At 67.5% G+C, this 26020-nt stretch carries 25 protein-coding genes and 1 pseudogene; 6 read left to right on the forward strand and 20 right to left on the reverse strand.

Annotation, left to right across the window (positions count from 1 at the left end; genetic code table 11):
* From CAL11_RS13170 to CAL11_RS13180, 3 genes are read left to right on the forward strand one after another with little or no spacing between them, the layout of a single operon-like run.
* Positions 1-756 carry an SDR family oxidoreductase gene (locus CAL11_RS13170; protein WP_033466025.1) on the forward strand — a complete coding sequence of 252 codons (756 nt, stop codon included), beginning with the start codon at positions 1-3 and terminating at the stop codon, positions 754-756.
* Positions 757-762: 6 nt separating this feature from the next.
* The gene (gene lysS / locus CAL11_RS13175) at positions 763-2283 is read left to right on the forward strand and encodes a lysine--tRNA ligase (protein ID WP_033466023.1); all 1521 of its coding nucleotides are present in this window, start codon (positions 763-765) and stop codon (positions 2281-2283) included.
* A 16-nt stretch (positions 2284-2299) separates the two neighbouring features.
* On the forward strand, positions 2300-2638 hold the full coding sequence (locus CAL11_RS13180) for a hypothetical protein (RefSeq protein ID WP_033466021.1): 339 nt from the start codon (positions 2300-2302) through the stop codon (positions 2636-2638).
* Here the strand turns inward: CAL11_RS13180 and CAL11_RS13185 are convergent.
* From CAL11_RS13185 to CAL11_RS13215, 7 genes are all read right to left on the reverse strand, one after another.
* Positions 2635-3267 carry a TetR/AcrR family transcriptional regulator gene (locus tag CAL11_RS13185; protein ID WP_033466019.1) on the reverse strand — a complete coding sequence of 211 codons (633 nt, stop codon included), beginning with the start codon at positions 3265-3267 and terminating at the stop codon, positions 2635-2637. The genes CAL11_RS13180 and CAL11_RS13185 overlap by 4 nt on opposite strands.
* 77 nt (positions 3268-3344) lie before the next feature.
* Positions 3345-5210 carry an AMP-dependent synthetase/ligase gene (locus tag CAL11_RS13190; protein WP_086093218.1) on the reverse strand — a complete coding sequence of 622 codons (1866 nt, stop codon included), beginning with the start codon at positions 5208-5210 and terminating at the stop codon, positions 3345-3347.
* Positions 5207-6022 (reverse strand): ABC transporter ATP-binding protein, encoded by an 816-nt coding sequence (locus CAL11_RS13195; protein ID WP_086093219.1) that lies wholly within the window; start codon positions 6020-6022, stop codon positions 5207-5209. The genes CAL11_RS13190 and CAL11_RS13195 overlap by 4 nt, the downstream gene beginning before the upstream one ends.
* Before the next feature lie 7 nt (positions 6023-6029).
* On the reverse strand, positions 6030-7208 hold the full coding sequence (locus CAL11_RS13200; RefSeq protein WP_033466012.1) for an ABC transporter substrate-binding protein: 1179 nt from the start codon (positions 7206-7208) through the stop codon (positions 6030-6032).
* A 37-nt stretch (positions 7209-7245) separates the two neighbouring features.
* A complete protein-coding gene (locus tag CAL11_RS13205; protein WP_033466010.1) occupies positions 7246-8283 on the reverse strand; it encodes a branched-chain amino acid ABC transporter permease in 1038 nt (345 codons plus the stop codon).
* A 3-nt stretch (positions 8284-8286) separates the two neighbouring features.
* On the reverse strand, positions 8287-9165 hold the full coding sequence (locus CAL11_RS13210) for a branched-chain amino acid ABC transporter permease (protein ID WP_033466008.1): 879 nt from the start codon (positions 9163-9165) through the stop codon (positions 8287-8289).
* Positions 9165-9989 (reverse strand): ABC transporter ATP-binding protein, encoded by an 825-nt coding sequence (locus CAL11_RS13215; protein WP_033466007.1) that lies wholly within the window; start codon positions 9987-9989, stop codon positions 9165-9167. The genes CAL11_RS13210 and CAL11_RS13215 overlap by 1 nt, the downstream gene beginning before the upstream one ends.
* Before the next feature lie 269 nt (positions 9990-10258).
* Here CAL11_RS13215 and CAL11_RS13220 point away from each other — a divergent pair, with 269 nt between their 5' ends.
* Positions 10259-11068 (forward strand): enoyl-CoA hydratase/isomerase family protein, encoded by an 810-nt coding sequence (locus CAL11_RS13220; protein WP_086093220.1) that lies wholly within the window; start codon positions 10259-10261, stop codon positions 11066-11068.
* Positions 11069-11090: 22 nt separating this feature from the next.
* Here the strand turns inward: CAL11_RS13220 and CAL11_RS13225 are convergent, their stop codons facing one another.
* The 11 genes from CAL11_RS13225 to uvrB all read right to left on the reverse strand — a co-directional run bounded on the left by CAL11_RS13225 (position 11091) and on the right by uvrB (position 20666).
* Entirely contained in the window at positions 11091-11984 is an 894-nt protein-coding gene (locus tag CAL11_RS13225) for a methylglyoxal synthase (RefSeq protein ID WP_086093221.1), read from the reverse strand.
* 124 nt (positions 11985-12108) lie between these two features.
* Positions 12109-12303, reverse strand: a complete 195-nt coding sequence (gene iscX, locus CAL11_RS13230; RefSeq protein ID WP_003812452.1) for a Fe-S cluster assembly protein IscX — start codon at positions 12301-12303, stop codon at positions 12109-12111.
* Positions 12303-12644 carry an ISC system 2Fe-2S type ferredoxin gene (gene fdx / locus CAL11_RS13235; protein ID WP_003812453.1) on the reverse strand — a complete coding sequence of 114 codons (342 nt, stop codon included), beginning with the start codon at positions 12642-12644 and terminating at the stop codon, positions 12303-12305. Before fdx ends, iscX begins: the two co-directional genes overlap by 1 nt.
* A 9-nt stretch (positions 12645-12653) precedes the next feature.
* A complete protein-coding gene (hscA, locus tag CAL11_RS13240) occupies positions 12654-14516 on the reverse strand; it encodes a Fe-S protein assembly chaperone HscA (protein WP_086093222.1) in 1863 nt (620 codons plus the stop codon).
* A gap of 129 nt (positions 14517-14645) precedes the next feature.
* The gene (gene hscB, locus CAL11_RS13245; RefSeq protein ID WP_003816823.1) at positions 14646-15158 is read right to left on the reverse strand and encodes a Fe-S protein assembly co-chaperone HscB; all 513 of its coding nucleotides are present in this window, start codon (positions 15156-15158) and stop codon (positions 14646-14648) included.
* A 2-nt stretch (positions 15159-15160) separates the two neighbouring features.
* Positions 15161-15484: an iron-sulfur cluster assembly protein IscA gene (iscA, locus tag CAL11_RS13250; protein ID WP_033465999.1), complete on the reverse strand. Its 324-nt coding sequence runs from the start codon at positions 15482-15484 to the stop codon at positions 15161-15163.
* A 1-nt stretch (position 15485) separates the two neighbouring features.
* Complete coding sequence (gene iscU, locus CAL11_RS13255; protein WP_003812460.1) at positions 15486-15896, reverse strand: Fe-S cluster assembly scaffold IscU; 411 nt, start codon at positions 15894-15896, stop codon at positions 15486-15488.
* Positions 15897-15929: 33 nt separating this feature from the next.
* Positions 15930-17141, reverse strand: coding sequence for an IscS subfamily cysteine desulfurase (locus CAL11_RS13260; RefSeq protein ID WP_003812462.1), 1212 nt, complete (start codon positions 17139-17141; stop codon positions 15930-15932).
* Between the two features lie 17 nt (positions 17142-17158).
* A complete protein-coding gene (gene iscR, locus CAL11_RS13265) occupies positions 17159-17671 on the reverse strand; it encodes a Fe-S cluster assembly transcriptional regulator IscR (protein WP_003812463.1) in 513 nt (170 codons plus the stop codon).
* Positions 17672-17885: 214 nt separating this feature from the next.
* Positions 17886-18377: a low molecular weight protein-tyrosine-phosphatase gene (locus tag CAL11_RS13270; RefSeq protein ID WP_003816821.1), complete on the reverse strand. Its 492-nt coding sequence runs from the start codon at positions 18375-18377 to the stop codon at positions 17886-17888.
* 252 nt (positions 18378-18629) lie between these two features.
* Positions 18630-20666 (reverse strand): excinuclease ABC subunit UvrB, encoded by a 2037-nt coding sequence (gene uvrB / locus CAL11_RS13275; RefSeq protein WP_033465995.1) that lies wholly within the window; start codon positions 20664-20666, stop codon positions 18630-18632.
* A gap of 77 nt (positions 20667-20743) precedes the next feature.
* Between uvrB and CAL11_RS13280 the strand changes: the two genes are divergently transcribed.
* On the forward strand, positions 20744-21946 hold the full coding sequence (locus CAL11_RS13280) for an amino acid aminotransferase (RefSeq protein ID WP_033465993.1): 1203 nt from the start codon (positions 20744-20746) through the stop codon (positions 21944-21946).
* Positions 21947-22077: 131 nt separating this feature from the next.
* Positions 22078-22728: a transcriptional repressor LexA gene (lexA, locus tag CAL11_RS13285; protein WP_010930566.1), complete on the forward strand. Its 651-nt coding sequence runs from the start codon at positions 22078-22080 to the stop codon at positions 22726-22728.
* Between the two features lie 257 nt (positions 22729-22985).
* Here lexA and CAL11_RS13290 read toward each other — a convergent pair.
* Both CAL11_RS13290 and CAL11_RS13295 read right to left on the reverse strand, forming a co-directional pair.
* Positions 22986-24772: pseudogene (locus tag CAL11_RS13290) on the reverse strand (autotransporter outer membrane beta-barrel domain-containing protein).
* Between the two features lie 269 nt (positions 24773-25041).
* Positions 25042-26004 (reverse strand): tripartite tricarboxylate transporter substrate binding protein, encoded by a 963-nt coding sequence (locus CAL11_RS13295; protein WP_033461499.1) that lies wholly within the window; start codon positions 26002-26004, stop codon positions 25042-25044.
* Positions 26005-26020 lie beyond the last annotated feature (16 nt).

A 26020-nucleotide genomic window follows, 5' to 3' on the forward strand; every position in this document is an offset into this window, starting at 1 on the left:
ATGACCGATACCGTAGCCATCCTGACCGGCGCATCCCGCGGCCTGGGCGCCGCCCTGGCGCGCGGCCTGCTCGCGCCCGGCACGCGCCTGATCACGCTGGCCCGGCGCGCCGACCCCGACCTCGAAGCCGCCGCCCAGGCGCGCGGCGCGAGCCTGGAACAGGTGCAGGTCGACCTGTCCGATCCGGCCGCGGCCGGGGCCGCCGCCGAGCGTCTGTGCGCCGGGTTGCCGCGCGATGCGCGCCGCTACCTGCTCATCAACAATGCGGGCACCGTCAGCCCGGTGGCGCAGGCCGCCGGCCTGACCGACGGCGCGGCCATCGCCGGAGCCCTCAACCTCAACGTCACGGCCGTCGTCCTGCTGACCGCCCGTTTCGTGGCGGCCCTGCAGGGCCTGCCGGCCGAGCGCCGCGTGCTCAACATTTCCTCGGGCGCCGGACGCAGCCCGAACGCGGGCTGGGGCGTCTATTGCGCCACCAAGGCCGCGCTCGACATGTACAGCCGCGTGCTCAAGCAGGAGCAAGGCCAGGACGGCGTGCGCGTGGTCGCGCTGGCGCCCGGCATCGTCGACACCGACATGCAGGGCGCCATCCGCGCCAGCGACCCGGCCGATTTCCCCGCCCTGGAACGCTTCAAGGAATTCCACGCCACCGGCAAGCTGTCCGCGCCCGCCGACGTGGCCGCCCGCATTCTCGCCTACCTGGATCGCGACGATTTCGGAACCACCGAAATCGACGACATCCGCAACTACCAGTAATCCACCATGACCGACCAATCGCCCGCCCCGACCGCCCAGGATGAAAACCGCTTGATCGCCGAACGGCGCGCCAAGCTGGCCAAACTGCGTGAAACCGGCGTTGCGTTCCCCAACGATTTCGTGCCCGACGCGCACGCCGCCGACCTGCACGCCAAGTACGACGGCCTGGACCAGGAGGCGCTGACGGCCGCGGCGGCCACGGTCAAGGTGGCCGGCCGCATGATGCTCAAGCGCGTCATGGGCAAGGCCAGCTTCGCCACGCTGCAGGACGGCAGCGGCCGCATCCAGATCTACCTCGAGCGCGGCACGCTCGGCGAGGAGCCCTACGCCGCTTTCAAGCAATGGGACATCGGCGACATCATCGCCATCGAGGGGCCGGTCTTCAAGACCAACAAGGGCGAACTGTCGGTGCACGCCAACTCGGCGCGCCTGCTGTCGAAGTCGCTGCGCCCGCTGCCCGACAAGTTCCATGGCGTGGCCGACCAGGAGCTGCGCTACCGCCAGCGCTACGTCGACCTCATCATGACCGACGCCACCCGCCGCACCTTCGAGGCGCGCAGCAAGGCCGTCGGCGGCATCCGCCAGGCCATGCTCAATGCGGGCTTTCTCGAAGTCGAGACGCCGATGCTGCACCCGATTCCCGGCGGCGCGGCGGCCAAGCCCTTCGTCACCCACCACAACGCGCTGGACATGCAGATGTTCCTGCGCATCGCGCCCGAGCTGTACCTCAAGCGCCTGATCGTCGGCGGGTTCGAGCGCGTGTTCGAGATCAACCGCAACTTCCGCAACGAGGGGGTGAGCCCGCGCCACAACCCCGAGTTCACCATGATGGAGTTCTACGCCGCGTACGCCGACTACCGCTGGCTGATGGACTTCACCGAGGACCTCATCCGCCAGGCCGCGATCGCGGCCACCGGCAGCGCCGTGCTCCGCTACCAGGACCGCGAACTGGACCTGTCCCAGCCGTTCGACCGCCTGACGATCTGCGAAGCCATCCTGAAGTACGCCGAGGGCTATACCCAGGCGCAGCTCGACGACCCCGCGTTCGTGCGCGCCGAGCTCAAGAAACTGGGCGCCGACGTCGACGGCCCGCCGCTGGCGCGCGCCGGCCTGGGCGCGCTGCAGCTGGCGCTGTTCGAGGAAACCGCCGAAGCCAAGCTGTGGCGGCCCACGTACATCATCGACTATCCGGTCGAGGTCTCGCCCCTGGCGCGCGCCTCCGATACCCGCGAGGGCATCACCGAGCGCTTCGAGCTGTTCATCACCGGACGCGAGATCGCCAACGGCTTTTCCGAGCTCAACGACCCTGAAGACCAGGCCGAGCGCTTCCGCGCCCAGGTCGAGGCCAAGGACGCCGGCGACGAAGAGGCCATGTACTTCGACGCCGACTACATCCGCGCGCTCGAGTACGGCATGCCGCCCACCGGCGGCTGCGGCATCGGCATCGACCGCCTGGTCATGCTCCTGACCGACAGCCCCAGCATCCGCGACGTCATCCTCTTCCCGCACCTGCGCCGGGAAGACTGACCAGCGCCGGCCCGCCATGCTTGCCAAGATCATCCTGCTTGCCGCATGCGTGGCGGCGCTTGCCTACCTTCTGCTGTCCCGGCGCGCGCGTCCCGTCGCCGCGCCGCGACCGCTGCGCGCGCTGCCGGCCGGGCGCCGGCGCATGCCCCTGTATCTCGGCATCGCCGCCGTGCTGGCCCTGGCCGGCGCGCTGCTCAGCGGCTTCCTGCTGATGACCGCCATGGCGGGCGGCGTCGCCGGCGGCGGCTATCGCGGCCAGGCCGACTTCCTGCAGCCGGTCGCCATCGTGCTGCTGGCCATCGGCGTGGTCTGCGCCATCGCGGCGCTGGTGTCGTTCTTCCGGCAGCGCGGCTAGTCGCGCAACGGCCATGCCCCGGTTCCCGGCGGCAAGCCGGGCAGCGCCGCGCGCAGCATGGCCTCGATGAAATCGCCCGGCGCCAGCCGCCCCTGCGGCTTGTACCATTGCACGGTCAGGTTCAACCCGCCCAGCAGGTAGCGCTTGATGACGCGCGCATCGCCGTCGACCAGCCCGGCGCGCAACGCGTCGTCCACCGCGTCCTGCCACATGTCCTCGTAGCGGTCGCTCAACGCCTTGACCCCGCTGCGGGCCGCCGGCGACAGGCTGCGCCACTCGTACACCAGCGCGTTCATGGCGTCGCCCCCGGCCCCCTTGAGCATGCTCCACATGTGCACCCGGAACAGCGCCGCCAGGCGCGCGCCGGGATCCTGGTAGTGCGCCAGCGCCAACGCGCCCTGCTGCAGCACCTCCTCGATGCCCTCCGACATCACCGCCACCAGGATCTCCTCCTTGCTGCGGAAATGATGGAACAGGCTGCCCGACTGCAGGCCGACCGCGCGCGCCAGCTCGCGCACCGTCGTGCGCTCATAGCCGTGCAGCCGGAACAGCTCGCCGGCGGTGGCGATCACGTCGGCGCGGCGTGGCGATCCGGCCGCCTCTTCGGTCCCGTGGGGGCTGGCGTGCATGGGTCCGGTCCTTCAGGCGCTGGGAACGCAACGCCGGATAGCGCCGGGACGCACCGCCACCTGCCTGCCTGTCTCGCTCATGCCGCCTCCTCCTGCCGGTACAGCGCCTCGATCTCGTTGCGGTAGGCCTGCGCGATGCTGGCGCGCCGCACTTTCATGGTCGCGGTCACCTCGCCGTCGTCGTGGTCCAGTTCCTTCACCAACAGATGGAAGCGCTTGATCCGCGCTACCTGGGCCAACCCGGCGTTGGCGCGCTCGACCTCGGCGTGCACCAGCTGGCGCACGCGCGGGTGCTCGGCCAGCGAGCGAAAATGCGTATAGGCAATGCCGTTGAGTTCGGCCCATTTGGCCACGGTGTCATACTCGATCTGGATCAGCGCCGCGACATAGCGCCGCTGGTCGCCGATCGCGATGCACTCCTTCACGTACGGGCTGCCCTTGACGGCATTCTCGATCTCCGAGGGCGTCAGGTTCTTGCCGCCGGCGGTGATCATGATGTCCTTGAGCCGGTCCACGATGCGGTACTGGCCATCTTCCAGCGCCACCACGTCGCCGGTGTGCAGCCAGCCGTCGCGCACCGTTTCCGCGCTGGCCTGCGGGTTCCGGTAGTAGCCATGGAAAACCATCTCGCCGCGCACCAGCAATTCGCCCTGCTCGCCCACCCGCGCCTGCACGCCCAGGGTGGGCTCGCCCACCGTACCCACGCGCACGCGGTCGGGATGCTGGCCGAAGATCATCCCGGTGGACTCGGTCAACCCATACACTTCGATCAGGGGAATACCCAGCGTGCGGAAGTAGCGCAGCACTTCGGGCGGAATCGGCGCCGCGCCGGTCATCGCCACCTTTACCCGCCGCAGCCCCACGAAGTTGTGCAAGGCGCGCAGGATCAACGCGTAGTGCCAGCCATACACCAGCCGTTCGCGCCAGCCGTAGCGGGCGCGCGACAGCTCCAGGAACGGCGCGCAGCCGCGCAGCGCGCGCGCATACAGCCAGCGGCGCAAGCGCCCCGATTCCTGCATCTTGATCGAGATGGCCGCGTGCAGCTTCTCCCAGATGCGCGGCACGCCCAGGAACACCGTGGGCGCCACTTCGCGCAGGTCCTCCTGCACCGTGCGGATGGACTCGCCGAAATTGACCTGCGAGCCCAGGTAGATGGGCACGAAGGTCGACAGCATCTGTTCGGCCACATGGCACAGCGGCAGGTACGACAAATGCACGCTGCGCGCGTCCATGTCCAGGCGCTGCGCTATGCCCGGCGCCACGCCGCGCATGTTGCGATAGCTGATCATGGCGCCCTTGGGCTTGCCGGTCGAGCCGGACGTATAGATCATCAGCCCGACATCGTCGAGCGTCTGCGCCTCCAGCGCCTGCTCCAGGCGCGCCTGCCCGGCCGCGCCGCATTGCGCGCCCCGCGCTTCCAGCTCGGCGAAACTGGTCATGCGCGCGCGCTCGGCCTCGGCGTAGTTGCGCAGGCCCTTGGTCTCCATCACGACGATGCGCCGCAGCCCGGGCAGGCGCGCCGCGACTTCCAGCACCTTGTCGGTCTGCTCCTGGTCCTCGCACACCACCATATCGACTTCGGCGTGCTCCAGCACATAGCCCACCTCGGCGGCCGGGCTGGTGCAATACACGCCGACCGGCACCGCGCCCAGCACGCCCGCGCCCATCTGCGCCAGCAGCCATTCGAGCCGGTTCTCGGCGATGATGGCCACCTTGCCGCCCGGCTCCAGGCCGGCCGCGCGCAACCCCAGCGCCACGTGGCAGGCGCGTCGCCAGTAGGTGGCCCAGTCGATCGGCTGCCAGATGCCATAGTCCTTCTGGCGCAGCGCGATGCGCGCCGGCTGGCGCCGCGCCTGCTCGCGCAGCATCTGCGGCAGGGTCAAGGCCGGCCAATCGCCCGCCGGCGGGCCTTCGGCGCGTGGATGCATCGTCGTCCGCGTCATGACAGCCAGCGCTTGCGGCGCTTGTAGTGCTTGAGCTGGCGAAAGCCGCGCGCCTCGCCGCCGCCGCCCACCCCCAGATAGAACTCCCGCACATCGGGGTCGCCGGCCAGCCGCTCGGCGCTGCCGTCTATCACCACCTTGCCGGTCTCCATGATGTAGCCGTAGTGCGCCACGGCCAGCGCCACCGAGGCGTTCTGCTCCACCAGCAGCATCGATACGCCCTGTTCGGCATTGATGCGCGCGATGATGGAGAAAATGTTCTCGACCAGCATCGGCGACAGGCCCAGCGACGGCTCGTCCAGCAGCATCAGGCTGGGCTGGGCGATCAGCGCCCGGCCTATCGCCAGCATCTGCTGCTCGCCGCCCGACAGATAGCCCGCCAGCCCGCGGCGCCGCTCGTACAGCCGCGGGAAGTAGCCGTACACCAGGTCGAAATCGGGGCGCGCGCCGGCGCGCCCGCTCAGCGCGTAGGTGGCCGCCACCAGGTTCTCCTCGACGGTCAGGTCCTCGAACACCCTCCGCCCTTCCATTACGTGCGCCAGCCCCGCGCGCACCAGCGCCTGCGGCGCGCGCCCGGCCGTGTCGTCGCCCTGGAAACGGATGGCGCCGCTCACCAGGGCGCCATCCTCCAGCTCCAGCAGGCGCGACACCGCCTTCAGCGTGGTGGACTTGCCGGCCCCGTTGCTGCCCAGCAAGGCCACGATGCCGCCGCGCGGCACCTCCAGCGACAGGCCCCGCAGCACCTGCACGGCCTTGTTGTAGACCACTTCGATGTTGTTGATGGCCAGCAGCGGCGCGGCGGATGTCGTCACGGCCGCCTCAGTCCAGCACGATCCAGTCCGACACCGGCAGCATTTTCTTCTGCTTGGCGTCGGCGCGGTAGATGCGGCCCACCGGAATCGAATTGCCCTTGATCGAGATCGGCACGCCGATCAGTCCACCCGTGTCGAAGTCCTTGATGCCGTCCAGCGTGGCCTTCATGTTGGCCGCCGTCAGCGGCTTGTCGGCCGCCAGCGTGCGCTTGGCCGTCTCGGCGAACAGCATGGCCGCCAGGAACCCCTGCATGTAGCCAGTGCTCTGGTATTCCGGGCGCATGGCGCGGATCTTCTTCAGCATCGGGGCGTCGGCGGCGTCATCGTAGTAATAGCGATAGGGCATCACGCCCATGAAGCCGTCCGCGTCCTCGCCCATCTGCATGACGGTGGAGTTGTCCATGGTCCAGAAGGTGCCCATGTAGCGCGTCTTCAGTCCCATGCGCTTGCCCTGTCCGACGAACTCCGGAATCGGCGCCAGGACATAGCCGTGGAAAATGGTGTAGTCCGGCGCGGCGCGGCGCAGCTTGATCACCTCGGTCGACACATCCACGCTGCCCGGCGGCGTCATGATCTCGGTGACCACCTTCAGCCCCAGTTTCTCGGCCACCGCGCGCGAGCTGGTGATCGGATCGCGCCCGAACTCGGTATCGGAATACACGAACGCCACCTTGGCGCCCGGCTGCTCCTTGGCGATGTAGCGCAGCAGGATGCCGAACATCTCGGTGTAGTCAGGGCCCAGCATGAACTGGTTGGGGTATTTCGCCGGATCGTTCAGCTCCGTGGCGAACGACGCCCCCGTCATGATCATGGTGCCGGCACGGTTCAATTCGGCGTTGATGGTCTTGGAGAAACCGGTCGAATCGCCGTAGTAGAAATTGACCTTGTTCTGGCTGGTGATCTTCTTGAACGCAGCCACCGAGGCGTCGACCTTGTACGCCGTGTCCTCGGGCACGTACACCAGCTTGCGGCCGGCCACGCCGCCTTCTTCGTTGATCATCTTCACATAGTCGCCGATGCCGGCGTGGATGCCCTGGCCGGCGAAGGCGAACACGCCGCTCAAGGGGATCGAGCCGCCGATCACCAGATCCTCGGCCGCCTGGGCCGCGGGCGCGGCCAGCACTGCCGCCGCCGCCAACGGCGCCAGCCATTTCGCCAGACCGCCGCGTATCGAAGATTGCTTCATGGTTGGTCTCCTGGTTTAGTCACTCGCCGGCCACGTCTCAGGTGCGAAACGGCCATAGGTGGAAAAAACGCCGCACGCGCCGCCATATCTCGGCCAGCCCCAGCGGTTCGAAAATCAGAAAGCCCACGATCAGCGCCCCGAACACGATGGTGCGCACCGGCGAGAGCAGGCCGAGCGCGTCGCCGCCCACCGGCAACCATCCCACCACCAGCTTGAGGAACTCGGGCACCATGGTCATGAAGACCGCGCCCAGGATGGCGCCCAGGATCGAGCCCATGCCGCCGACGATGATGGCGGCCAGGAAGAAAATCGACATGATCAGCGGGAAGCTCTCGGGCGTGACCACGCGAAAGAAATACGCCCACAGGCCGCCCGCCACGCCGGCATAGAACGACGACAGGCCGAACGACAGCAGCTTGTAGCGCAGCAGGTCGATGCCCAGCACTTCGGCCGAGATATCGCGGTCGCGTATGGCGATGAAGGCGCGGCCGATGCGGGTGCGAAACAGGTTGGCCGCCCCCAGCACCATCAGCGCGGTGATGGGCACGATCAGCCAGTAGATCTTGAACGACGTGTCCAGGTCGATGCCCAGCAGGCGCGCCGGCGGCACCTGCAGGCCGGCCGTGCCGCCGGTCAGCGGCAGGTTGGCGAACAGGAAATGGGCGATGAACGAGGCGGCGATGGTGACGATCGCCAGGTACAGTCCCTTGACGCGCAGCGAAGGCACGCCCACCACCAGCCCGCCCAGCATGGCCACCACGCCGGCGGCCAGCAGGTTCAGCAGGGCTGGCGTGCCGGCTTGCGCCTCGAGCACCGCCACGGTGTAGGCGCCCAGGCCCATGAAAGCGGCCTGCCCCAGGCTCACCAGCCCGGTGTAGCCGGTCAGGATGTTCAACCCGGTGGCGCTGGCCACGTGGATCGCCACCAGGCAGGCCAGGTACAGCCAATACGCATTGGCCACGAAGGGAAACAGCGCCAGGGCGGCCAGCAGCAACGCCAGCCACACGCGTTGCGTGGCCGTATCGAACAGCGCCTCGTCGGCCTGGTAAGTCTGCTTGGCGGTCGCGATGCGCATGGGTCAAAGCCTCTCGATTTCGCGGGTTCCGAACAACCCATAAGGCCGCGCCATCAGCGTCGCCACCAGTACCACGAACGTCACCAGCAGCTTGTACTCGCCGCCCAGGTAGGCGCCAGCCCAGGCCTCCAGCAGGCCGATGAAAAGGCCGCCCAGCAGCGCGCCCGCGACGCTGTCCAGGCCGCCCACGATCACCACGACCAGCACCGACAGGCCGAACGCGCCCATGGAAGAGGAAATGCCGCCGATCGCGCCCACGATCAGCCCCGCCACTGCGGCCATGGCGCCGGCCGCCGCCCAGGCCAGCGAGAACACGCGCGGCACGTTGATGCCCATGGCGTAGGCGGCGCCCTGGTCGGCCGCCGTGGCGCGCAGCGCCACGCCGCCGCGCCAGTAGCGAAACACCAGCAGCACCAGCGCCGCCAACCCCACCGCCACCCAGAAACCGTAGAAAACCTTGGGCGCGACGAAGGCCTCGCCAATCATGACCGGATCGCGCGGCATGAACTCGGGCAGGCGGCGCTGGTCGGCCGTCCATACCAGTTCGACCACCCCCACCAGGATGGACGCCAGCCCCACCGTGATCATGAACACCGCGATCGGCGATTCGCCCAGCATCGGCCGGATCGCCACGCGCTCGACCAGCGCGCCCAGCAGCGCCGAGGCCAGGATGGCGCCGCCGATCGCGGCCCACACCGGCCATTGCATGTCGGCGGCAAACGCGTAGAACGCGTACGCGCCCATCATCAGGAACTCGCCGATGGCGATGTTCACCACCCGCGTGGCCTTGTAGACAATCACGAAAGCCAGCGCCGCCAGCGCATACAACGCGCCGCCGCCCAGGCCGGCCAGCGTCACCTCCAGGAGGAACAGGACGTCCATCAGGCCGCCTCCGCCGCCAGCCGGCGCCGCAACTCGCCCACCTCGCCCGCGCCCAGGTAAGCCTTGATCACTTCCGGATCGGCCTGCACCTGCGCCGGCGTGCCATCGGCGATCACCTGTCCGAAGTTCAGCACCACGACGTGATCGGACAGGTCCATCACCATGCCCATGTCGTGCTCCACCATGAGCACGGTCACGCCCCACTCGGCGCGCGCATCCAGGATGAAGCGCGCCATATCCTCGGTTTCCTCGCGGTTCATGCCCGCCACCGGCTCGTCCAGCATCAGGATGCGCGGCTGCATCGCCAGCGCGCGCGCCAGCTCGACGCGCTTTTGCAGGCCATACGACAGCGCCGCCACCGGCGCATGGCGGATATGGTCGATCTCCAGGAAGTCGATGATGCGCGTCTCGATATCGGCGCGCAGCGCCATTTCCTCGCGCCGCGCCCGGCCCAGGTACAGCAGCGCGTCCAGCACGTTGGTGCGCAGGTGCGCATGCCGGCCCAGCTTGATGTTGTCCAGCACCGTCATGCCGCGAAACAGCGCGATGTTCTGGAAACTGCGCGCCAGGCCCAGGCGGGCGCGCCGCGGTGCCGGCAGGCGCGTGATGTCCTCGCCCAGGAAATGGATGCTGCCTGCGTCGGGCGTGTAGAAGCCGGAGATCGTGTTGAACAGCGACGTCTTGCCCGCGCCGTTGGGGCCGATCACCGTCGTGATGGAACCGGGGCTCACCTCGAAGCCGACGCCGGTCAGCGCCTTGATCCCGCCGAAAGCCAGCGTCACCCCATCGACCCGCAGCAATGGGTCTTGCTCTGACTGCGCCACCTGCCGTCTCCTCGCGTCTATTGCGACGTGTTCTGGGTCTGACAGCGGATTGGCTCGAACCTTGCCTGCTTGCGCGCCAATCCTGCCGGAATGCGTTCGTGCAGCCTGGTCTTACGTGCAGCGAGTACTGCTTGCAGCCTGTTCACACCGGTGCGCGGTGCGTTACGCTAGCCGGGTCGATCCCCCAACCGAGCAAGCGCTTGGTTCGCAACATAGCATCGCGGTTTTTGAATCAAGAATTGGTATTTACCCCATACGGAGACCGAACCATGCCCGCCGCCGACCAGCCGCCGCGCTATGACACCCTGACCTTGCAACTCGATGGCGCGCTCGCCATCCTTACCCTGGACCGCCCCGCCGCGCTCAATGCCATCGACATCGCCATGGCGCGCGACCTGAGGGCCGCGGCCTGCTGGCTGCAAGACCGTGCGGCGCTGCGCGTGGTGCTGCTGCGCGGCGCCGGCAAGGCATTCTGCGCCGGCGGCGACATCGCCCTGTTCCAGGGCCCGGCCGAGGATATCCGCGCCAGCCTGCGGGCGCTGTTCACGCCGCTCAACGAGTGCGTGGCGCGCATCGCCGCCATGGACAAGCTGTGGCTGGCCGATGTACATGGCGTGGCCGCCGGCGCGGGCCTGTCCCTGGCGCTGGCCTGCGACCTGGCGATCGCCGCCGACGACGCGCGGCTGGTCACGGCCTACCTGAAACTGGGCGCCACGCCCGACGCCGGCATGACCCATGCCCTGGCCCATCTGCTGGGGCGCCGCCGCGCACTGGCGCTGCTGCTGCGCGCCGAGCCCATCGACGCCACGCAGGCGCTGCAGTGGGGACTGGTCGATCGCGTGGCGCCGGCGGCCGAACGCGCCGCGCACGCGCTGGCCTATGCGCGCGAACTGGCCGCCCATGCGCCGCATGGCGTGGCCGCCGCCAAGCGCCTGCTGCGCCAGGCGCCAGCCACATCGCTGGAACAGCAGCTCGAGGACGAAGCCGCCGCCTTCCTGGCGGCGGCCGGACGCGCCGATTTCGCCGAGGGCGTGCAGGCCTTCCTGGCCAGACGCCCGCCCCGCTTCACCGGCGAATGAAGCCGCCCGGGCGGCGCGCGCCCTAGGCGCGGCCGGCCTGCCGGCGCTCCACCGCCTGCGCCCAGCGGCGCGCCACCGACGGCGAGGTGGCGCAAGTCGCCGAGGCGGTCACCACGCGCACCGCCCGCTCCAGCAACTGGATGTCGGCCTCATGCTGGCGCGCCACGTGCGGGTCCTCGAAGAAGATCACGCGCTGGCACTGGTGCTCCAGCACCAGCTCGGCGATCTGCGCGTCGCCGCCCAGGGGCCCGCTCAGGTAGCGGTGCACCCACGGGCGGTCCTTCGGCCAGCCGCGCGACCAGGCCAGGTCATTGAGCAGGCCGCCGGTCGTGCCCGTGGCCACGCGCCGCGCGAATTGCGACAGCAGGTCGAAATGCCCGGCGGCGAACGCCACCATCTCTTCCTTGAGCGCGTCGTGGGAAATCAATGCCAACGTCTGGCCGGTGAAATCGAACAGCCGCGCCGCGCTGGCGTCCGGCGCCAGGCCGGCCAGCACCCGCTCGACCTCGATCCACTCGATGGCGCCCGCCAGGGTCGAGATGAACGGCCGGCCATGCGTGATGCACTGGCGCTTGAGCGCCAGCGCCTCGGGAAAGATCGACGAAGGATCCACCGGGTCGATCAGGTAGATGGCGCCGTCGAACGGCGCGTCGCCGTCGCGGCCCTCGGTGACGCGCGCCACCAGCTTCATCAGGCCGCCCTCGCGCCCGTACGGATAGCGCACCAGTCCGCTGTAGCCCTGCAGCATGCCCTCGCGCACGATCGCATCGTGGGTGCGGCCCACCGTATGCAACTGGATGCCCATCTCGCGGATCGTGGCCGAGCAGGCGCGCAGCCAGGTGAACAGGGCCGCGTCGGGCGTTTCGTGGTGCAGGCGATTGGCGGCGAGGCCGAAGCGCAGGGAAGCAGTCGTCATGGGGCGATCGGTCCGGTTGAAAGCAAAATGCCAGGACCGATGATACCCCGGCCGCGCGGCCCCGAAACGACAAGGGCCCCGTCCATGACGGGGCCCTTGTCCGGATGGCGCGCCAGCCGGCGGCTCAGTCCATTTCCTCGATCCAGGCCATCTGGATGGCCTCGAGGATCTTCTCGCCGCAATGCGCGGGGTCATCGGCAAAACCCGGCAGGCCCAGCACCCATTCGCGCAACTGGGTGAAGCGCACGGTTTGGGGATCCGCGTCGGGGTGCGTATCGGCCAGGGCGGCGGCAATCTCGTAGATGTCGGTCCACTTCATCAGTGCTGCTCCTTCGCGTGGTTGATCGTGTACTTCGGAATTTCCACGGTCAGGTCTTCCTCGCCGATCAGCGCCTGGCACGACAGGCGCGACGTCGACGTCAGGCCCCAGGCCTTGTCCAGCAGGTCCTCTTCGTCGTCGGTCGCGTCCTCGAGCGAATTGAAACCCTGGCGCACGACCACGTGGCAGGTGGTGCAGGCACAGGACAGCTCGCAGGCGTGTTCGATTTCGATATGGTTATCCAGCATCACCCGGCAGATCGACACGCCCTTGGGCGCGTCTTCGATGACGGCGCCCTCGGGGCAGACGTCGGGGTGAGGCAATACAGTCAATTTCGGCATGGTGTCCAGTCAGGCGAGTTCATCGAGTTTACGGCCGGCCAGCGCGGCGCGGATGCTGCGGTCCATGCGCCGCGCGGCGAATTCTTCTGTGGCGTCCGAAAGCGCCTGCACCGCGGCCCGAACGGCTTCGACGTCGTCGAGCGACTGCGCCTGCGCCGCCGCCTGCAGGCAACGGTCCACCGTGGCCCGCTCGGCCGGATCCAGCAGATCGCCGTCGGCGGCCAGCGCCGCGCCCACCGATTCCACCAGCTGGCGCGCCTCGACCTGCTGCTCGCGCAGCATGCGCGCGCGTGCGTCGCTGTCGGCCTGGGTGACGCTATCGGCCAGCATGCGGGCGATCTCGTCGTCCGACAGGCCATACGATGGCTTGACCGCCACCGCCGCCTCGACCCCGGTGCTCTGCTCGCGCGCCGTCACGCTCAGCAGGCCATCGGCATCGACCTGGAACGTGACGCGGATGCGCGCCGCGCCCGCCACCATGGGCGGGATGCCGCGCAGCTCGAAGCGCGCCAGCGAGCGGCAATCCGACACCAGGTCACGCTCGCCCTGCACCACGTGCACGCTCATGGCGGTCTGGCCGTCCTTGAAGGTGGTGAACTCCTGCGCGCGCGCCACCGGAATGGTGCTGTTGCGCGGGATGATGCGCTCGACCAGCCCGCCCATGGTTTCCAGGCCCAGCGACAGCGGAATGACGTCGAGCAGCAGCCAGTCCTCGCCCGGGGCGCGGTTGCCCGCCAGCAGGTTGGCCTGCAGCGCCGCGCCCAGCGCCACCACCTGGTCCGGGTCCAGGTTGATCAGCGGCTCGGTGCCGAACAGCGCGCCGACCTGCTGCCGTACCACCGGCATGCGGGTCGCCCCGCCCACCATCACCACGCCGCGCACGTCGCCGACCGCCAGCCCGGCATCGCGCAGCGCGCGCCGCGCGCTGTCCAGCGTGCGTCCGACCAGCGGCCCGGCCAGTTGTTCGAACTGCACGCGGGTCAGCGTCGCCTGGATGGCGCGACCGTCGCGCAGCGTCACCTCGAACGGCGCCTGCGCCTGGTCGGTCAGCGCCTCGCGCGCGGCGCGGGCAGCTACCAGCAAGGCGCGCCGGTCGGCCGCGGGCAGTGCCGCCACGTCCTCACCGGCGCACGCATGGGCCACGATGGCGCTGTCGAAATCGTCCCCGCCCAGCGCGGTATCGCCGCCCGTGGCGATCACTTCGAACACGCCCTGCGTCAGGCGCAGGATGGAAATATCGAACGTGCCGCCGCCCAGATCGTACACCGCGTAAATGCCTTCGGCGGCCTGGTCCAACCCATAGGCGATGGCCGCCGCGGTCGGTTCGTTGAGCAGGCGCAGCACGTTCAGGCCGGCCAGCCGCGCCGCGTCGCGCGTGGCCTGGCGCTGCGCATCGTCGAAATACGCCGGCACGGTGATCACCGCGCCCACCAGGTCGTCGCCCAGCACGTCTTCGGCGCGCTGGCGCAGCACGGCCAGGATCTGCGCCGAGACTTCGACCGGGCTGAGATCGCCCTGGACCGTGCGCAGGCGCACCATGCCCGGCGCGTCGACGAACTCGTACGGCGCGCCGCTGGCCAGTGCGTCGGCCGCGCTGCGGCCCATGAAGCGCTTGACCGAGACAATGGTGTTCAGCGGATCGCGCGCCTGCTCCAGCAGGGCCTCGCGGCCGATTCGCACGGCGCCGCCGTCCAGGTAGCGCACGGCCGACGGCAGCAGGGCCTGCCCTTGCGCGTCGGCCAGCACTTCGGGCACGCTGCTGCGCACCGCGGCCACCAGCGAATTGGTCGTGCCCAGGTCTATACCCACGGCCAGCTTGCGCTGGTGCGGGGCGGGCGAATCGCCCGGCTCGGAAATCTGCAATAAAGCCATGTTGTGCTTGAGAATCTCTGGTGCCTGGCGATGCCGGACGCGGCGCCGCACAAGCGGGTCATCGGTTGCCGCGCATCGGGCCGGCCGTCGCCGCGTGGACGCGCCACGCGCCGCCGCCCCGAACCAGGGCTATTGCATGGGTTGCGCCGCGCTCAGCTCCTGCGCCAGTTTTTCCACGAACATCCATTCGCGCACCTTGGTGCCGGCCTGCTGGTAGTCGCCACGCTCGTCGATCAGCTCCGACAGCGTCTGCTGCATCCGCAGCCGCGCCTGCTCCAGCTCGGCACGCAAGGCCGCGAAGGCAGCCGGATCGCGGCGCGCATCGTCGAGCATTTCGCGCCACTCCATCTGCTGCATCAGGAAAGCCGGATCCATCGCCGTATTGCTTTCGGTCTGCAAGTCCACGCCCGCCTGCTCGCACAGGTAGCGCGCGCGCAGCATGGGGTCGCGCAACTGCCGGTAGGCCTCGTTGGCGCGCGCGGCCCACTGCATGGCGACCCGGCGCTCGGCGGCGCTGGCCGTGGCATAACGGTCGGGATGCACGCGCGCCGCCACGGCGCGCCAGGCCTGTTCGAGCTGGACCGGATCCAACGCGAACCGGGCCGGCAAGCCGAACAGGCTGAAATGGTCGTCTGCGGCCAAGACTACACCGTGAACGACTCGCCGCAGCCGCAGGTCGCCTTCTCGTTGGGATTGCGGAACCTGAACCCTTCGTTCAGGCCCTCGCGCGCGTAATCCAGCTCGGTGCCGTCCAGGTACGACAGACTCTTGGGGTCGATGAAAACCTTGACCCCGAAGCTGTCGAACACCACGTCGTCAGCGGCCTGCTCGTCGACATACTCCAGCTTGTAGGCCATGCCCGAGCAGCCGGTGGTGCGCACGCCCAGCCGCAGCCCGATGCCCTTGCCGCGCTTCTGCAGGTAGCGGCCGACGTGGTTGGCGGCCGATTGAGTCAGCGTAACCGCCATGTCAGTTCGCCGCGACGGCCTCGGGCGTCTCGGCCCCGTGCTTGGTCTTGTAGTCCTGCACGGCAGCCTTGATCGCGTCCTCGGCGAGGATCGAGCAGTGGATCTTCACGGGCGGCAGGGCCAGCTCTTCGGCGATCTGGGTATTGCGGATGTTCATCGCCTCGTCCAGCGTCTTGCCCTTGACCCACTCCGTCACCAGCGAACTGGAGGCGATCGCCGAGCCGCAGCCGTAGGTCTTGAAACGCGCGTCCTCGATGACGCCAGCCTCGTTGACCTTGATCTGCAGCTTCATCACGTCGCCACAGGCGGGCGCGCCGACCATGCCGGTGCCGACCGAGTCGTCACCCTTGTCGAACGAGCCGACGTTGCGGGGGTTTTCGTAGTGATCCAGAACTTTGCTGCTGTAAGCCATGATGTTTCTCCACTATTTGGTCGGCGCGGGCGCTCAGTGCGCGGCCCACTGCACGGAATTCAGATCAATGCCTTCCTGGGCCATTTCCCAAAGCGGCGACATATCGCGCAGCTTGCCGACACGACTCTTGATCAGCTCGATCGTGAAGTCGATTTCCTGTTCGGTCGTGAAGCGGCCCAGGGTGAAGCGGATGGAGCTGTGCGCCAGTTCGTCGTTGCGGCCCAGCGCGCGCAGCACATAGGACGGCTCCAGGCTGGCCGACGTGCAGGCCGAACCGCTCGAGACGGCCAGTTCCTTGATCGCCATGATCAGGGACTCGCCCTCGACATAATTGAAGCTGATGTTCAGGTTGTGCGGCACGCGGTGCTCCATGCTGCCGTTCACGTACACTTCCTCGATCTGCGTCAGGCCGGCCAGCAGGCGGTCGCGCAGCATGCGGACGCGCTCGTTCTCGGTGCCCATTTCCTCGCGCGCCAGGCGGAACGCCTCGCCCATACCGACGATCTGGTGCGTGGCCAGCGTGCCGGAGCGGAAACCCCGCTCGTGGCCGCCGCCGTGCATCTGCGCCTCGATGCGCACGCGCGGCTTGCGCCGCACGTACAGCGCGCCGATACCCTTGGGGCCGTACGTCTTGTGGGCCGAGAACGACATCAGGTCCACCTTCAGCTTCTGCAGGTCGATCTCGACCTTGCCGGTAGCCTGGGCCGCGTCCACGTGGAAGATGATGCCCTTCTCGCGGCAGATCTCGCCCAGCGCGGCGATGTCCTGGATGACGCCGATCTCGTTGTTGACCATCATCACCGACACCAGGATGGTATCCGGGCGCAGCGCGGCCTTGAACGCGTCGAGGCTGAGCAGGCCATCGTCCTGGACATCCAGGTAGGTCACTTCAAAGCCCTGGCGTTCGAGCTCCCGACAGGTGTCCAGCACCGCCTTGTGCTCGGTCTTGACGGTAATGATGTGCTTGCCGCGCTCGGCGTAGAAATTCGCCGCGCCCTTGATGGCGAGGTTGTCCGACTCGGTGGCGCCGGAGGTCCAGACGATCTCGCGCGGGTCGGCGTTGACCAGCTTGGCGACTTCCTCGCGGGCCTTCTCGACCGCGTCCTCGGCTTCCCAGCCAAAGGCATGGCTGCGCGAGGCCGGGTTGCCGAAGCTCTCGTACAACCAGGGAATCATTTTCTCGACCACGCGCGGGTCGACCGGCGTGGTGGCCGAGTAGTCCAGGTAGATGGGGCGATTGCTCATGTTGTACTGCTCCTGACTTATGCGGTGGCGTTGGCGGCAACGGGCGTCGACCGGTTCACGCGCACGGCCGAACAGCCCTGCGCCTGGTTGGCTGCTTCCTGGAGTTGGCGCACGCGCTGCTGATCGACGAGATCCTGCAGCGAGACCGAGTCCAGGTAGTCGACCATCTTGCGGTTCAGCGTGGTCCACAGTTCGTGGGTCATGCACTTGCCCGGCTTGCCGTCGTTGCCGCTGGTGCAATCGCGCTTGCCGCCACAGCTGGTGGCGTCCAGGGGTTCGTCGACCGCGAAAATGATGTCGGCTACCGTGACATTGCGCGCCAGGCGCGCCAGCGAATAGCCGCCGCCGGGCCCGCGCACGCTGTCGACCAGCTCGTGGCGGCGCAACTTGCCGAACAGCTGTTCGAGGTAGGAAAGCGAGATATTCTGGCGCTGGCTGATCGCCGCGAGAGTGACCGGGCCGCTATGCTGCCGCATAGCCAAATCGATCATGGCCGTCACGGCGAAACGCCCTTTGGTAGTTAACCGCATGGTGTGTTTCCTGTGAATCCGGAAGAAAACCCGACGCATCGGGCGCTGGACCGGGCATCAATACCCGAGTAATTGGGTCAAGTATAGCAAATTCCCGAGTAAAACGCTAAGTATCTCGGTCGGAAAAAACCGCGCAGTCGCGCGGTTTTCTCATTTTGGGGTACGGATCCGTTGCAGATCGCCCCCTTGCCCCAGCGCCGCGGACGGCGGCGGATCAGGCCGCCTGGTATTGCGTGGCGCGCTTGCGCACCAGCTCCAGCACGCCCTGACAGGCGTCTTCCAGATAGTCGAGCACCTTGCCAAAACCCTCGGGACCGCCATAATAGGGGTCGGGCACCGTGGCTTCCTCGAACTCGTTGGCAAACCGCATCAGCAGCATCAGCTTGTGCTGATAGGCCTTGGGGCACTGCTGCTGCAGGGCAGCCAGATTGTCCCAGTCCATGGCCAGGATCAGGTCGAATTCGCGGAAATCGTCCGCCGTCACCTGACGCGCCTCGCAGTGCGTGAGATCGTAGCCGCGCTTGCGGGCGGCGGCCTGTGCCCGGGCGTCAGGCGCCTCGCCAATATGGAAGGCATGCGTGCCCGCGGAATCGACCCGCACGACATCGCCCATCCCGGCATCATTCACCAGATGGCGGAAGACACCTTCTGCGCTCGGCGAGCGACAGATATTGCCCATGCAAACGAAAAGTACCTTGGTCATCATGGGTGTAAGTGTGCGGGAAAACCCGGAATATAGCAAGTATTTTTTGCAGTTTTACCATTCCGCACCAGTGCTATAGAAAAATAATTTTTCCCTTTAAAATCAAATAATTAAATTTACTATCAAGAAAATACATGAGGTTTTGAAGCGCCTTTTCGCGACGAGTGTGTAACGCTTTTGCCGCTATGCCGCAATAACGCGCCGGCCTGTTTGTAACGCGCGAATTTTCTTCACTAATTTCCGAATTTCTCACGCTCAACCAGACGAACCCACCCCATCAAGCAGCAACCGGCTCTTGAGGGCATTGAGCGCATCGCGCGCCGCGGCGGCCTGCTCGAACTCCAGGTTGCGGGCGTGATCCATCATCAGCTTTTCCAGGCGCCGGATCTCGCGCGCCATGGCCTTCTCGTCGGTCAGCACATCGGCGGGCACGGCGGATTCCAGCGCATCATGGCCGGCCGGCGCCACCACCCCGTCGATCAGTTCGCGCACGGCCTTGCTGACCCCGCGCGCGGTAATGCCATGGTCGGCGTTGTGCTGGATCTGCTTGGCCCTGCGCCGCTCGGTCTCGTCGATGGCGCGCCGCATCGAGTCGGTCACGCGGTCGGCGTAGAGGATGGCCCGGCCATTCAGGTTGCGGGCGGCCCGGCCTATCGTCTGTATCAGGCTGCGCTCGGACCGCAGGAAGCCTTCCTTGTCGGCGTCCAGGATGGCCACCAGCGACACCTCGGGGATATCCAGGCCCTCGCGCAGCAGGTTGATGCCCACCAGCACGTCGAAGGTGCCCAGCCGCAGGTCGCGGATGATTTCCACCCGTTCGACGGTATCGATGTCCGAGTGCAGGTAGCGCACCCGCACCCCATGCTCGGACAGGAAGTCCGTGAGGTCCTCGGCCATGCGCTTGGTCAGCGTGGTCACCAGCACGCGCTCCTGCACCGCCACCCGCTTGTGGATCTCGCCCAGGAGGTCGTCGACCTGGGTGTGCGCCGGACGCACCTCGACGATCGGATCGACCAGGCCGGTCGGCCGCACCACCTGCTCGACCACGTTATCGGAGTGCTCCTGCTCGTAGGCTGCCGGCGTGGCCGACACGAACACGCACTGGCGCATGCGCGCCTCGAACTCCTCCAGGCGCAGGGGCCGGTTGTCCAGCGCCGACGGCAGCCGGAAGCCATACTGCACCAGGGTTTCCTTGCGCGAACGGTCGCCGCGGTACATGCCGCCCAGCTGCCCGATGGTGACGTGGCTTTCGTCGATGAACATCAGCGCATCGGCCGGCAGGTAATCGATCAGGGTGGGAGGCGGCTCGCCCGGCGCCGCGCCGGACAGGTGCCGCGAATAGTTCTCGATGCCCTTGCAAAAGCCCAGCTCCTGCAGCATTTCCAGGTCGAAGCGGGTGCGCTGCTCGAGCCGCTGCGCCTCCACCAGCTTGCCGTCGGCCGTCAACTGGGCCAGCCGCTCGCGCAGCTCTTCCTTGATGGTCTCGATGGCGCGCAGCACGGTTTCGCGCGGCGTCACGTAGTGCGAGCCCGGGTATACCGTAAAGCGCGGCAGCTTCTGCCTGACTCGCCCGGTCAGGGGGTCGAACAGCTCCAGCGACTCGATTTCGTCGTCGAACAGCGTCAGGCGCAGGGCGAGTTCCGGGCTTTCCGCCGGGAAGATGTCGATGGTCTCGCCGCGCACCCGGAATACGCCGCGGGTGAAGTCCGCATCGTTGCGGGTGTACTGCATGGCCACCAGCCGCGCCAGCACCTCGCGCCGGGAAATCCGGTCGCCGGTGCGCAGGATCAGGACCATGGCGTGGTAGTCGCCCGGATTGCCGATACCGTAGATGCAGGAAACCGTGCCCACGATGACCGTATCGCGGCGCTCCAGCAGGCTTTTGGTGGCCGACAGGCGCATCTGCTCGATGTGCTCGTTGATCGACGAATCCTTTTCGATGAAAAGGTCGCGGGTCGGCACATAGGCTTCGGGCTGGTAATAGTCGTAGTACGACACGAAATACTCCACCGCGTTGCGGGGGAAGAATTCGCGCATCTCGGCGTACAGCTGGGCGGCCAGGGTCTTGTTGGGCGCGAGCACCAGGGCCGGACGGCCCAGACGGGCGATCATGTTGGCCATGGTGTAGGTCTTGCCCGAGCCCGTCACGCCCAGCAGCGTCTGGAACATCAGGCCGTCCGAGATGCCCTCGGTCAACGCGTCGATCGCCCCCGGCTGGTCGCCCGCGGGAGGATACGGCTGATAGAGGTGAAACGGGCTGTCGGGGAATTCGACGAATCCAGGAGCGGTCATGATAGACTGTCTCTCAGGGTAAACCCCCCATTATCCACAGCCCTTCCTACCGCGTCCACCCACCCTTCCCTACACCCATGAGCACTCTTTTCGCTTCCGTCGAACTCGCGCCGCGCGACCCCATTCTTGGCCTGAACGAACAGTACAACGCCGATACCCGTCCCGGCAAAGTGAACCTGGGCGTGGGCGTGTACTACGACGACGAAGGCCGCATCCCGCTGCTTCAGGCCGTGCGCAAGGCCGAGGTGGCCCGCATCGAGGCCGCCGCCGCGCGCGGCTACCTGCCGATCGAAGGCATCGCCGGGTACAACAAGGGTGCGCAGGCGCTGCTGCTGGGCGCCGACTCGCCGCTGGCCGCCGAAGGCCGCGTGCTGACCGCGCAGGCCCTGGGCGGCACCGGCGCGCTGAAAATCGGCGCCGACTTCCTGCGCCAGCTGCTGCCGCAGTCCAAGGTCCTCATCAGCGATCCCAGCTGGGAAAACCACCGCGCCCTGTTCGAGCGCGCCGGCTTCCCGGTCGAGACCTATCCCTATTACGACGCCGCCACCCATGGCCTGAACTTCGACGCCATGCTGGCCGCCCTGCAGGCCGCGCCCGAACAGACCGTCGTGGTGCTGCACGCCTGCTGCCACAACCCGACCGGCGTGGACCCCACCCTGCAACAGTGGGAACAGATCGCCGCCGTGGTCAAGGCGCGCAATCTGGTGCCGTTCCTCGACATCGCCTATCAGGGCTTCGGCGAAGGCCTGGAACAGGACGCCGCCGTGGTGCGCATGTTCGCCGCGCTCGACCTGACCATGTTCATCAGCTCGTCGTTCTCCAAGTCCTTCTCGCTGTACGGCGAGCGGGTCGGGGCCCTGACCGTGGTGGCCGGCAGCAAGGACGAGGCCGCCCGCGTGCTCAGCCAGCTCAAGCGCGTGATCCGCACCAACTACTCCAACCCGCCCACGCACGGCGGCACGGTGGTGTCCACGGTCCTGAACACGCCTGAACTGTTCGCCCTCTGGGAAAAGGAGCTGGCCGGCATGCGCGACCGCATCCGCCTGATGCGCAAGGAACTGGTCGAGAAGATCAAGGCCCAGGGCGTGGCGCAGGACTTCAGCTTCGTGCTGGCGCAGCGCGGCATGTTCTCGTACTCGGGCCTGACCGCCGCCCAGGTCGATCGCCTGCGCGAAGAGCACGGTATCTACGCCGTGTCCAGCGGCCGCATCTGCGTGGCCGCGCTCAACAGTCGCAACATCGACGCGGTCGCGGCCGGCATTGCCGCGGTGCTGAAGTAACAAGCGCCACCCGGCCGGCATCGAAAAGCGGAGCCCTTGGCTCCGCTTTTCTTTTGCGGCTTGCTTTTTTCCCGCCCGTCCGCCAGAATGGCGCTGTATATCCATACAGTCCGCAAAAGCGGGTCATCGCCATGGCCACCAAACTCACGGAACGCCAGCAGGAAATCCTCGATCTCATCCGCCAGACCGTGGCGCGCACCGGCTTTCCGCCCACCCGGGCCGAAATCGCGCAGGCGCTCGGCTTCCGGTCGCCCAACGCCGCCGAAGACCACCTCAAGGCGCTGGCGCGCAAGGGCGCCATCGAACTGACCGCCGGCGCCTCCCGCGGCATCCGTCTCAAGGTGCCCGACAGCGCAACGCCCTCGGCCCAGCTTACGCATCCGCTGCTGGCGCAGCTCGTGCTGCCGCTGGTGGGCCGCGTGGCGGCAGGCAGCCCCATCCTGGCCAGCGAGCACGTCGAGCGCGAGGTCGGCGTCGACCCGGGCCTGTTTGCCCAGACGCCCGACTACCTGCTGAAGGTGCGCGGCATGAGCATGCGCGACGCCGGCATCCTCGAAGGCGACCTGCTCGCCGTCAAGCGCGCCGCCGAGGCCCGCAACGGCCAGATCGTGGTGGCCCGACTGGGCGACGAGGTCACGGTCAAGCGCCTGCAGCGCCAGAACGGCCGCATCGAGCTCCTGCCCGAGAACCCCGACTTTGCTCCCATCGTCGTGGCCAACACCGACGAATTCGCGCTCGAAGGCATCGCGGTCGGCCTGATCCGCACCCAGCCGCTGCACTGAGCCGACGAAGAAAGAAGCCCCCACGCTGCGCCCGCTACGCGGGCTTGCTGCCCCCCGAGGGGGCTTTTTTGCCTTGGGACGGCCCGGCGGAAAGTCGTGCCCCCACGCTGCGCCCGCTACGCGGGCTTGCTGCCCCCCGAGGGGGCTTTTTTGCCTTGGGACGGCCCGGCGGCAAAAAGGGCAAAAAGGGCAAAACGCCGAAGGGAAAAAAACCGCGCGCCGGATGTTCCGACGCGCGGTGGCATGACGCGTTTGGCTTACCAGGCGTACCGATAGCCGACGTGAAAGCTCCATGGAATGGTGAAGCGGCTGCCCTTGCTGTACTCGTACGAAGCAAACAGGCTGCTGTGCCTGCCAAGCGCCGCCGCCACACCCAAGTCAAGTTCGGCGCGCCCGCCCCGCAGTTTGACGTCATGGCCGATGTCGTTGGTGCGCACCTTGCCCACGCCATCGAACTCCTGCAACCAGCTCAGCTTGGCGTACGGCTGCACCAGCTTGCCGTTGCCCAGATCCAGCCTGCGCCCTACCTGCAGGCCTGCCCGGCCCAGCAGCGACTTGGTGCTTTCCACGTCGACGCGCACGCCATTGCTGGCGGTATAGTCCGCCCCGCCCGAACGGAACAGCGCCACTTCGACCTGCGGTTCCACGAACCAGTCGCCGGCCCATGTGAAACGCCTGCCGGTCTCCAGCGACAGCCCGATGCCATTGGCGCGATACTTGCCCGTCACACGCGCGCCACGCTGGCCGTCGGCCTTGAAATCGTGCTCGTAGCGGTTCACGCGCACAATGCCGTCGAGGTAGAAGCCGCCATCGCCGATATACGTCGCATAGGCGCCCACATGCAGGCTGTCGCTGTTGCCACGGGCGCTCTGCGCCAGCTTGCGACGTGCACGGCTGTAGCCGGCTACCGCACCCACGTGCCAACGTCCCTCGGCCGCCGGCAACGCCGTATCGGCGCCAATCTCGATTCCGCCCACGGTCTGGGTGAACCTGTCCACCGCCTTGTTGTCCAGGCGTTGGCGTTGCGCGAACGAGCGTGCCCACACCCCGCCGGCTGCCGGCGTAAGCCGCAATTCACCCATGCGTTTGCTCAGGGCGTTCATCTCCGCCTGCCAGATACCTTGCGGCGAACTTGCCGTGCCCAGCATGGCCAGAACCGGCCCGGTCAGGATGCCGCTGCGGGGCATGTAAATTCCATCGCCGGGATTGCCGGCGGGCGGCAGCGGCTGCGCGTGCGGTTCGTCCTGCGGCCGGGCTCCGGGCTGGGGACCAGGCTGCCCCTGCGCACCAGGTTCCGCCCCAGGCCCGGGTTCCACCTCAGGCCCGGGTTCCACCTCAGGCCCGGGTTTCATCTCAGGCCCGGGTTTCATCTCAGGCCCGGGCTTTGCATCGGGTTGGGGATTGGCATCGGGCGCGGGCAGGCCCTCCGGCCGCTGCTTGGACGCATCGGGCCCCGCCTGAGGCGCCTCTCCGGGCGGCGAAGGCAACCGGCCGTCCTCGCCCTCGGCGGGAGTGCCGCCCAGCTCGGGACGCGGAATATCGATGTGGGTCCAGCCATCGTCGGCGGGCCCGCCATCTTCCCCGATGGGGTGGCCGTCCAGGCTGGGCGGCGACAGCAGGATGTCGTTCCAGCTATCGTCGATGGCCATGCCATCGAGATCTATCGTTGTCCAGCCGTTCTGATCGTCGACGGGCCTGCCATCTTCCCCAATGGGGCGGCCGTCCAGGCCGGGCGCCGGCAGCAGGATGTCGTTCCAGCCGCCGCCGATGTCCCTGCCACCCAGATCTATCGTTGTCCAGCCGCTTTCATCGTCGACCGGCCCGCCATCGAGCATGGGTACGCTGACGGCGGGCGCGCCCTGCGGCCCGGACGCAGCCATGGCATTCTGGGCCTGCGCCGGCGCCAGCCAGGCCGCCAGCGACAATGCGCCGCATACGCCGGGCCAGGCCAGGCGCCGCCGCGCCGGAGCCATTGATCGAGATCGGAATTTGCATGAAATGGATGAGTCTGAGGACATGGGTACAGGAGAGGGGTGACATCCATGCGGCGCTGCCGGCAAGAAGCGCAGCCGCCGCAGGATTGCTATGCGCCGGGTGCATCAACATCTCGCCGCCACCCGGCACGAACAGTGCGGCGTGGACGTAGTCTCGCCAACACCACCTCCCCTGAAAGCCAGCGGTCAGACCCTCCTGATGTTGACTTTTCCTACCCCCCCCCCCCCCCTAACAACTACATGATGTAGTACCAATCCCGAAGATTGGTGGGGCATACGACGTGACCGCCGGCCACGCGCGTGCCGCAGGCGCGCGCGCTTACTGTACCGGGGGTATATGCGCGTCCTGCACCACCTTCTCCCATTTCCTGATTTCGCTCTCGACAAACGTGGAGAACTGCTGCGGCGTGCTGGATACGGATTCAACGCCCAGGGCAGCCAGCTTGTCGCTGACATCGGGCAAGGCGGCCACGCGGGCGATCTCCTTGGCCCAGGCGGCCGTGATGTCCGCGGGAATACCGGCCGGCCCCATGAAGCCGACCCAGGACGTCACGAAATAGCCGGGGTATTTTTCGCCGATGGCCGGCACCTCGGGTAGCGACTTCAGCCGTTTCTCGCTTGCCACCGCGATGTACTTCAGTTTGCCTGCCTTGACCTGCGGGTCCATCAGGAAGACGGAGTCGAACGTCAGGTCGACCTCGCCCGCCACGCCGGCCATGACCGAGGGGCCGCTGCCCTTGTACGGCACATGCACCATGTCGACGCCCGCGAGCGATTTGAACAGCTCGCCGCCCAGATGGATGATGGTGCCGTTTCCCGACGACGAATAAGTCAGCGAGCCCGGCTTCTTCTTGAGCTGGCCGACGAGCTCGTCCATGCTGTTGACGGCCGTGCGAGGGTTGGCCGTGATCGCCAGCGGAATCATTCCCGCCATGCTGAGGTAGGTGAAGTCCTTGAGCGTGTCGTAGGGCAGCGAGGTGTACAGCGGCGCGTTGCTGGTGATGCTGGCCGTACCGAGAACAACGGTATAGCCATCGGGCTCGGCCCTGGCTGCCTGGTTCAGGCCGATCGTCGTGCCGGCCCCCGGTCGGTTCAGGACGATCACCGGGACGCCCCAGCTCTGGGTAATCTTCTCGGCGTACAGGCGTGCGATAGGGTCGACCGCGCCGCCCGGCGGGTAGGGAACGATCAGGTTGATCGGCTTGCTGGGAAACGACGATGCGAACACCGCCGAGGAAAATGCACACAGGGCCAGCGTCACGATTTTGGTCTTGGTCTTCACGGCTTGTCTCCTCCTT

Origin of the sequence: Bordetella genomosp. 6 (assembly GCF_002119705.1) — a bacterium.
Lineage (GTDB): Bacteria > Pseudomonadota > Gammaproteobacteria > Burkholderiales > Burkholderiaceae_B > Bordetella > Bordetella bronchiseptica_F.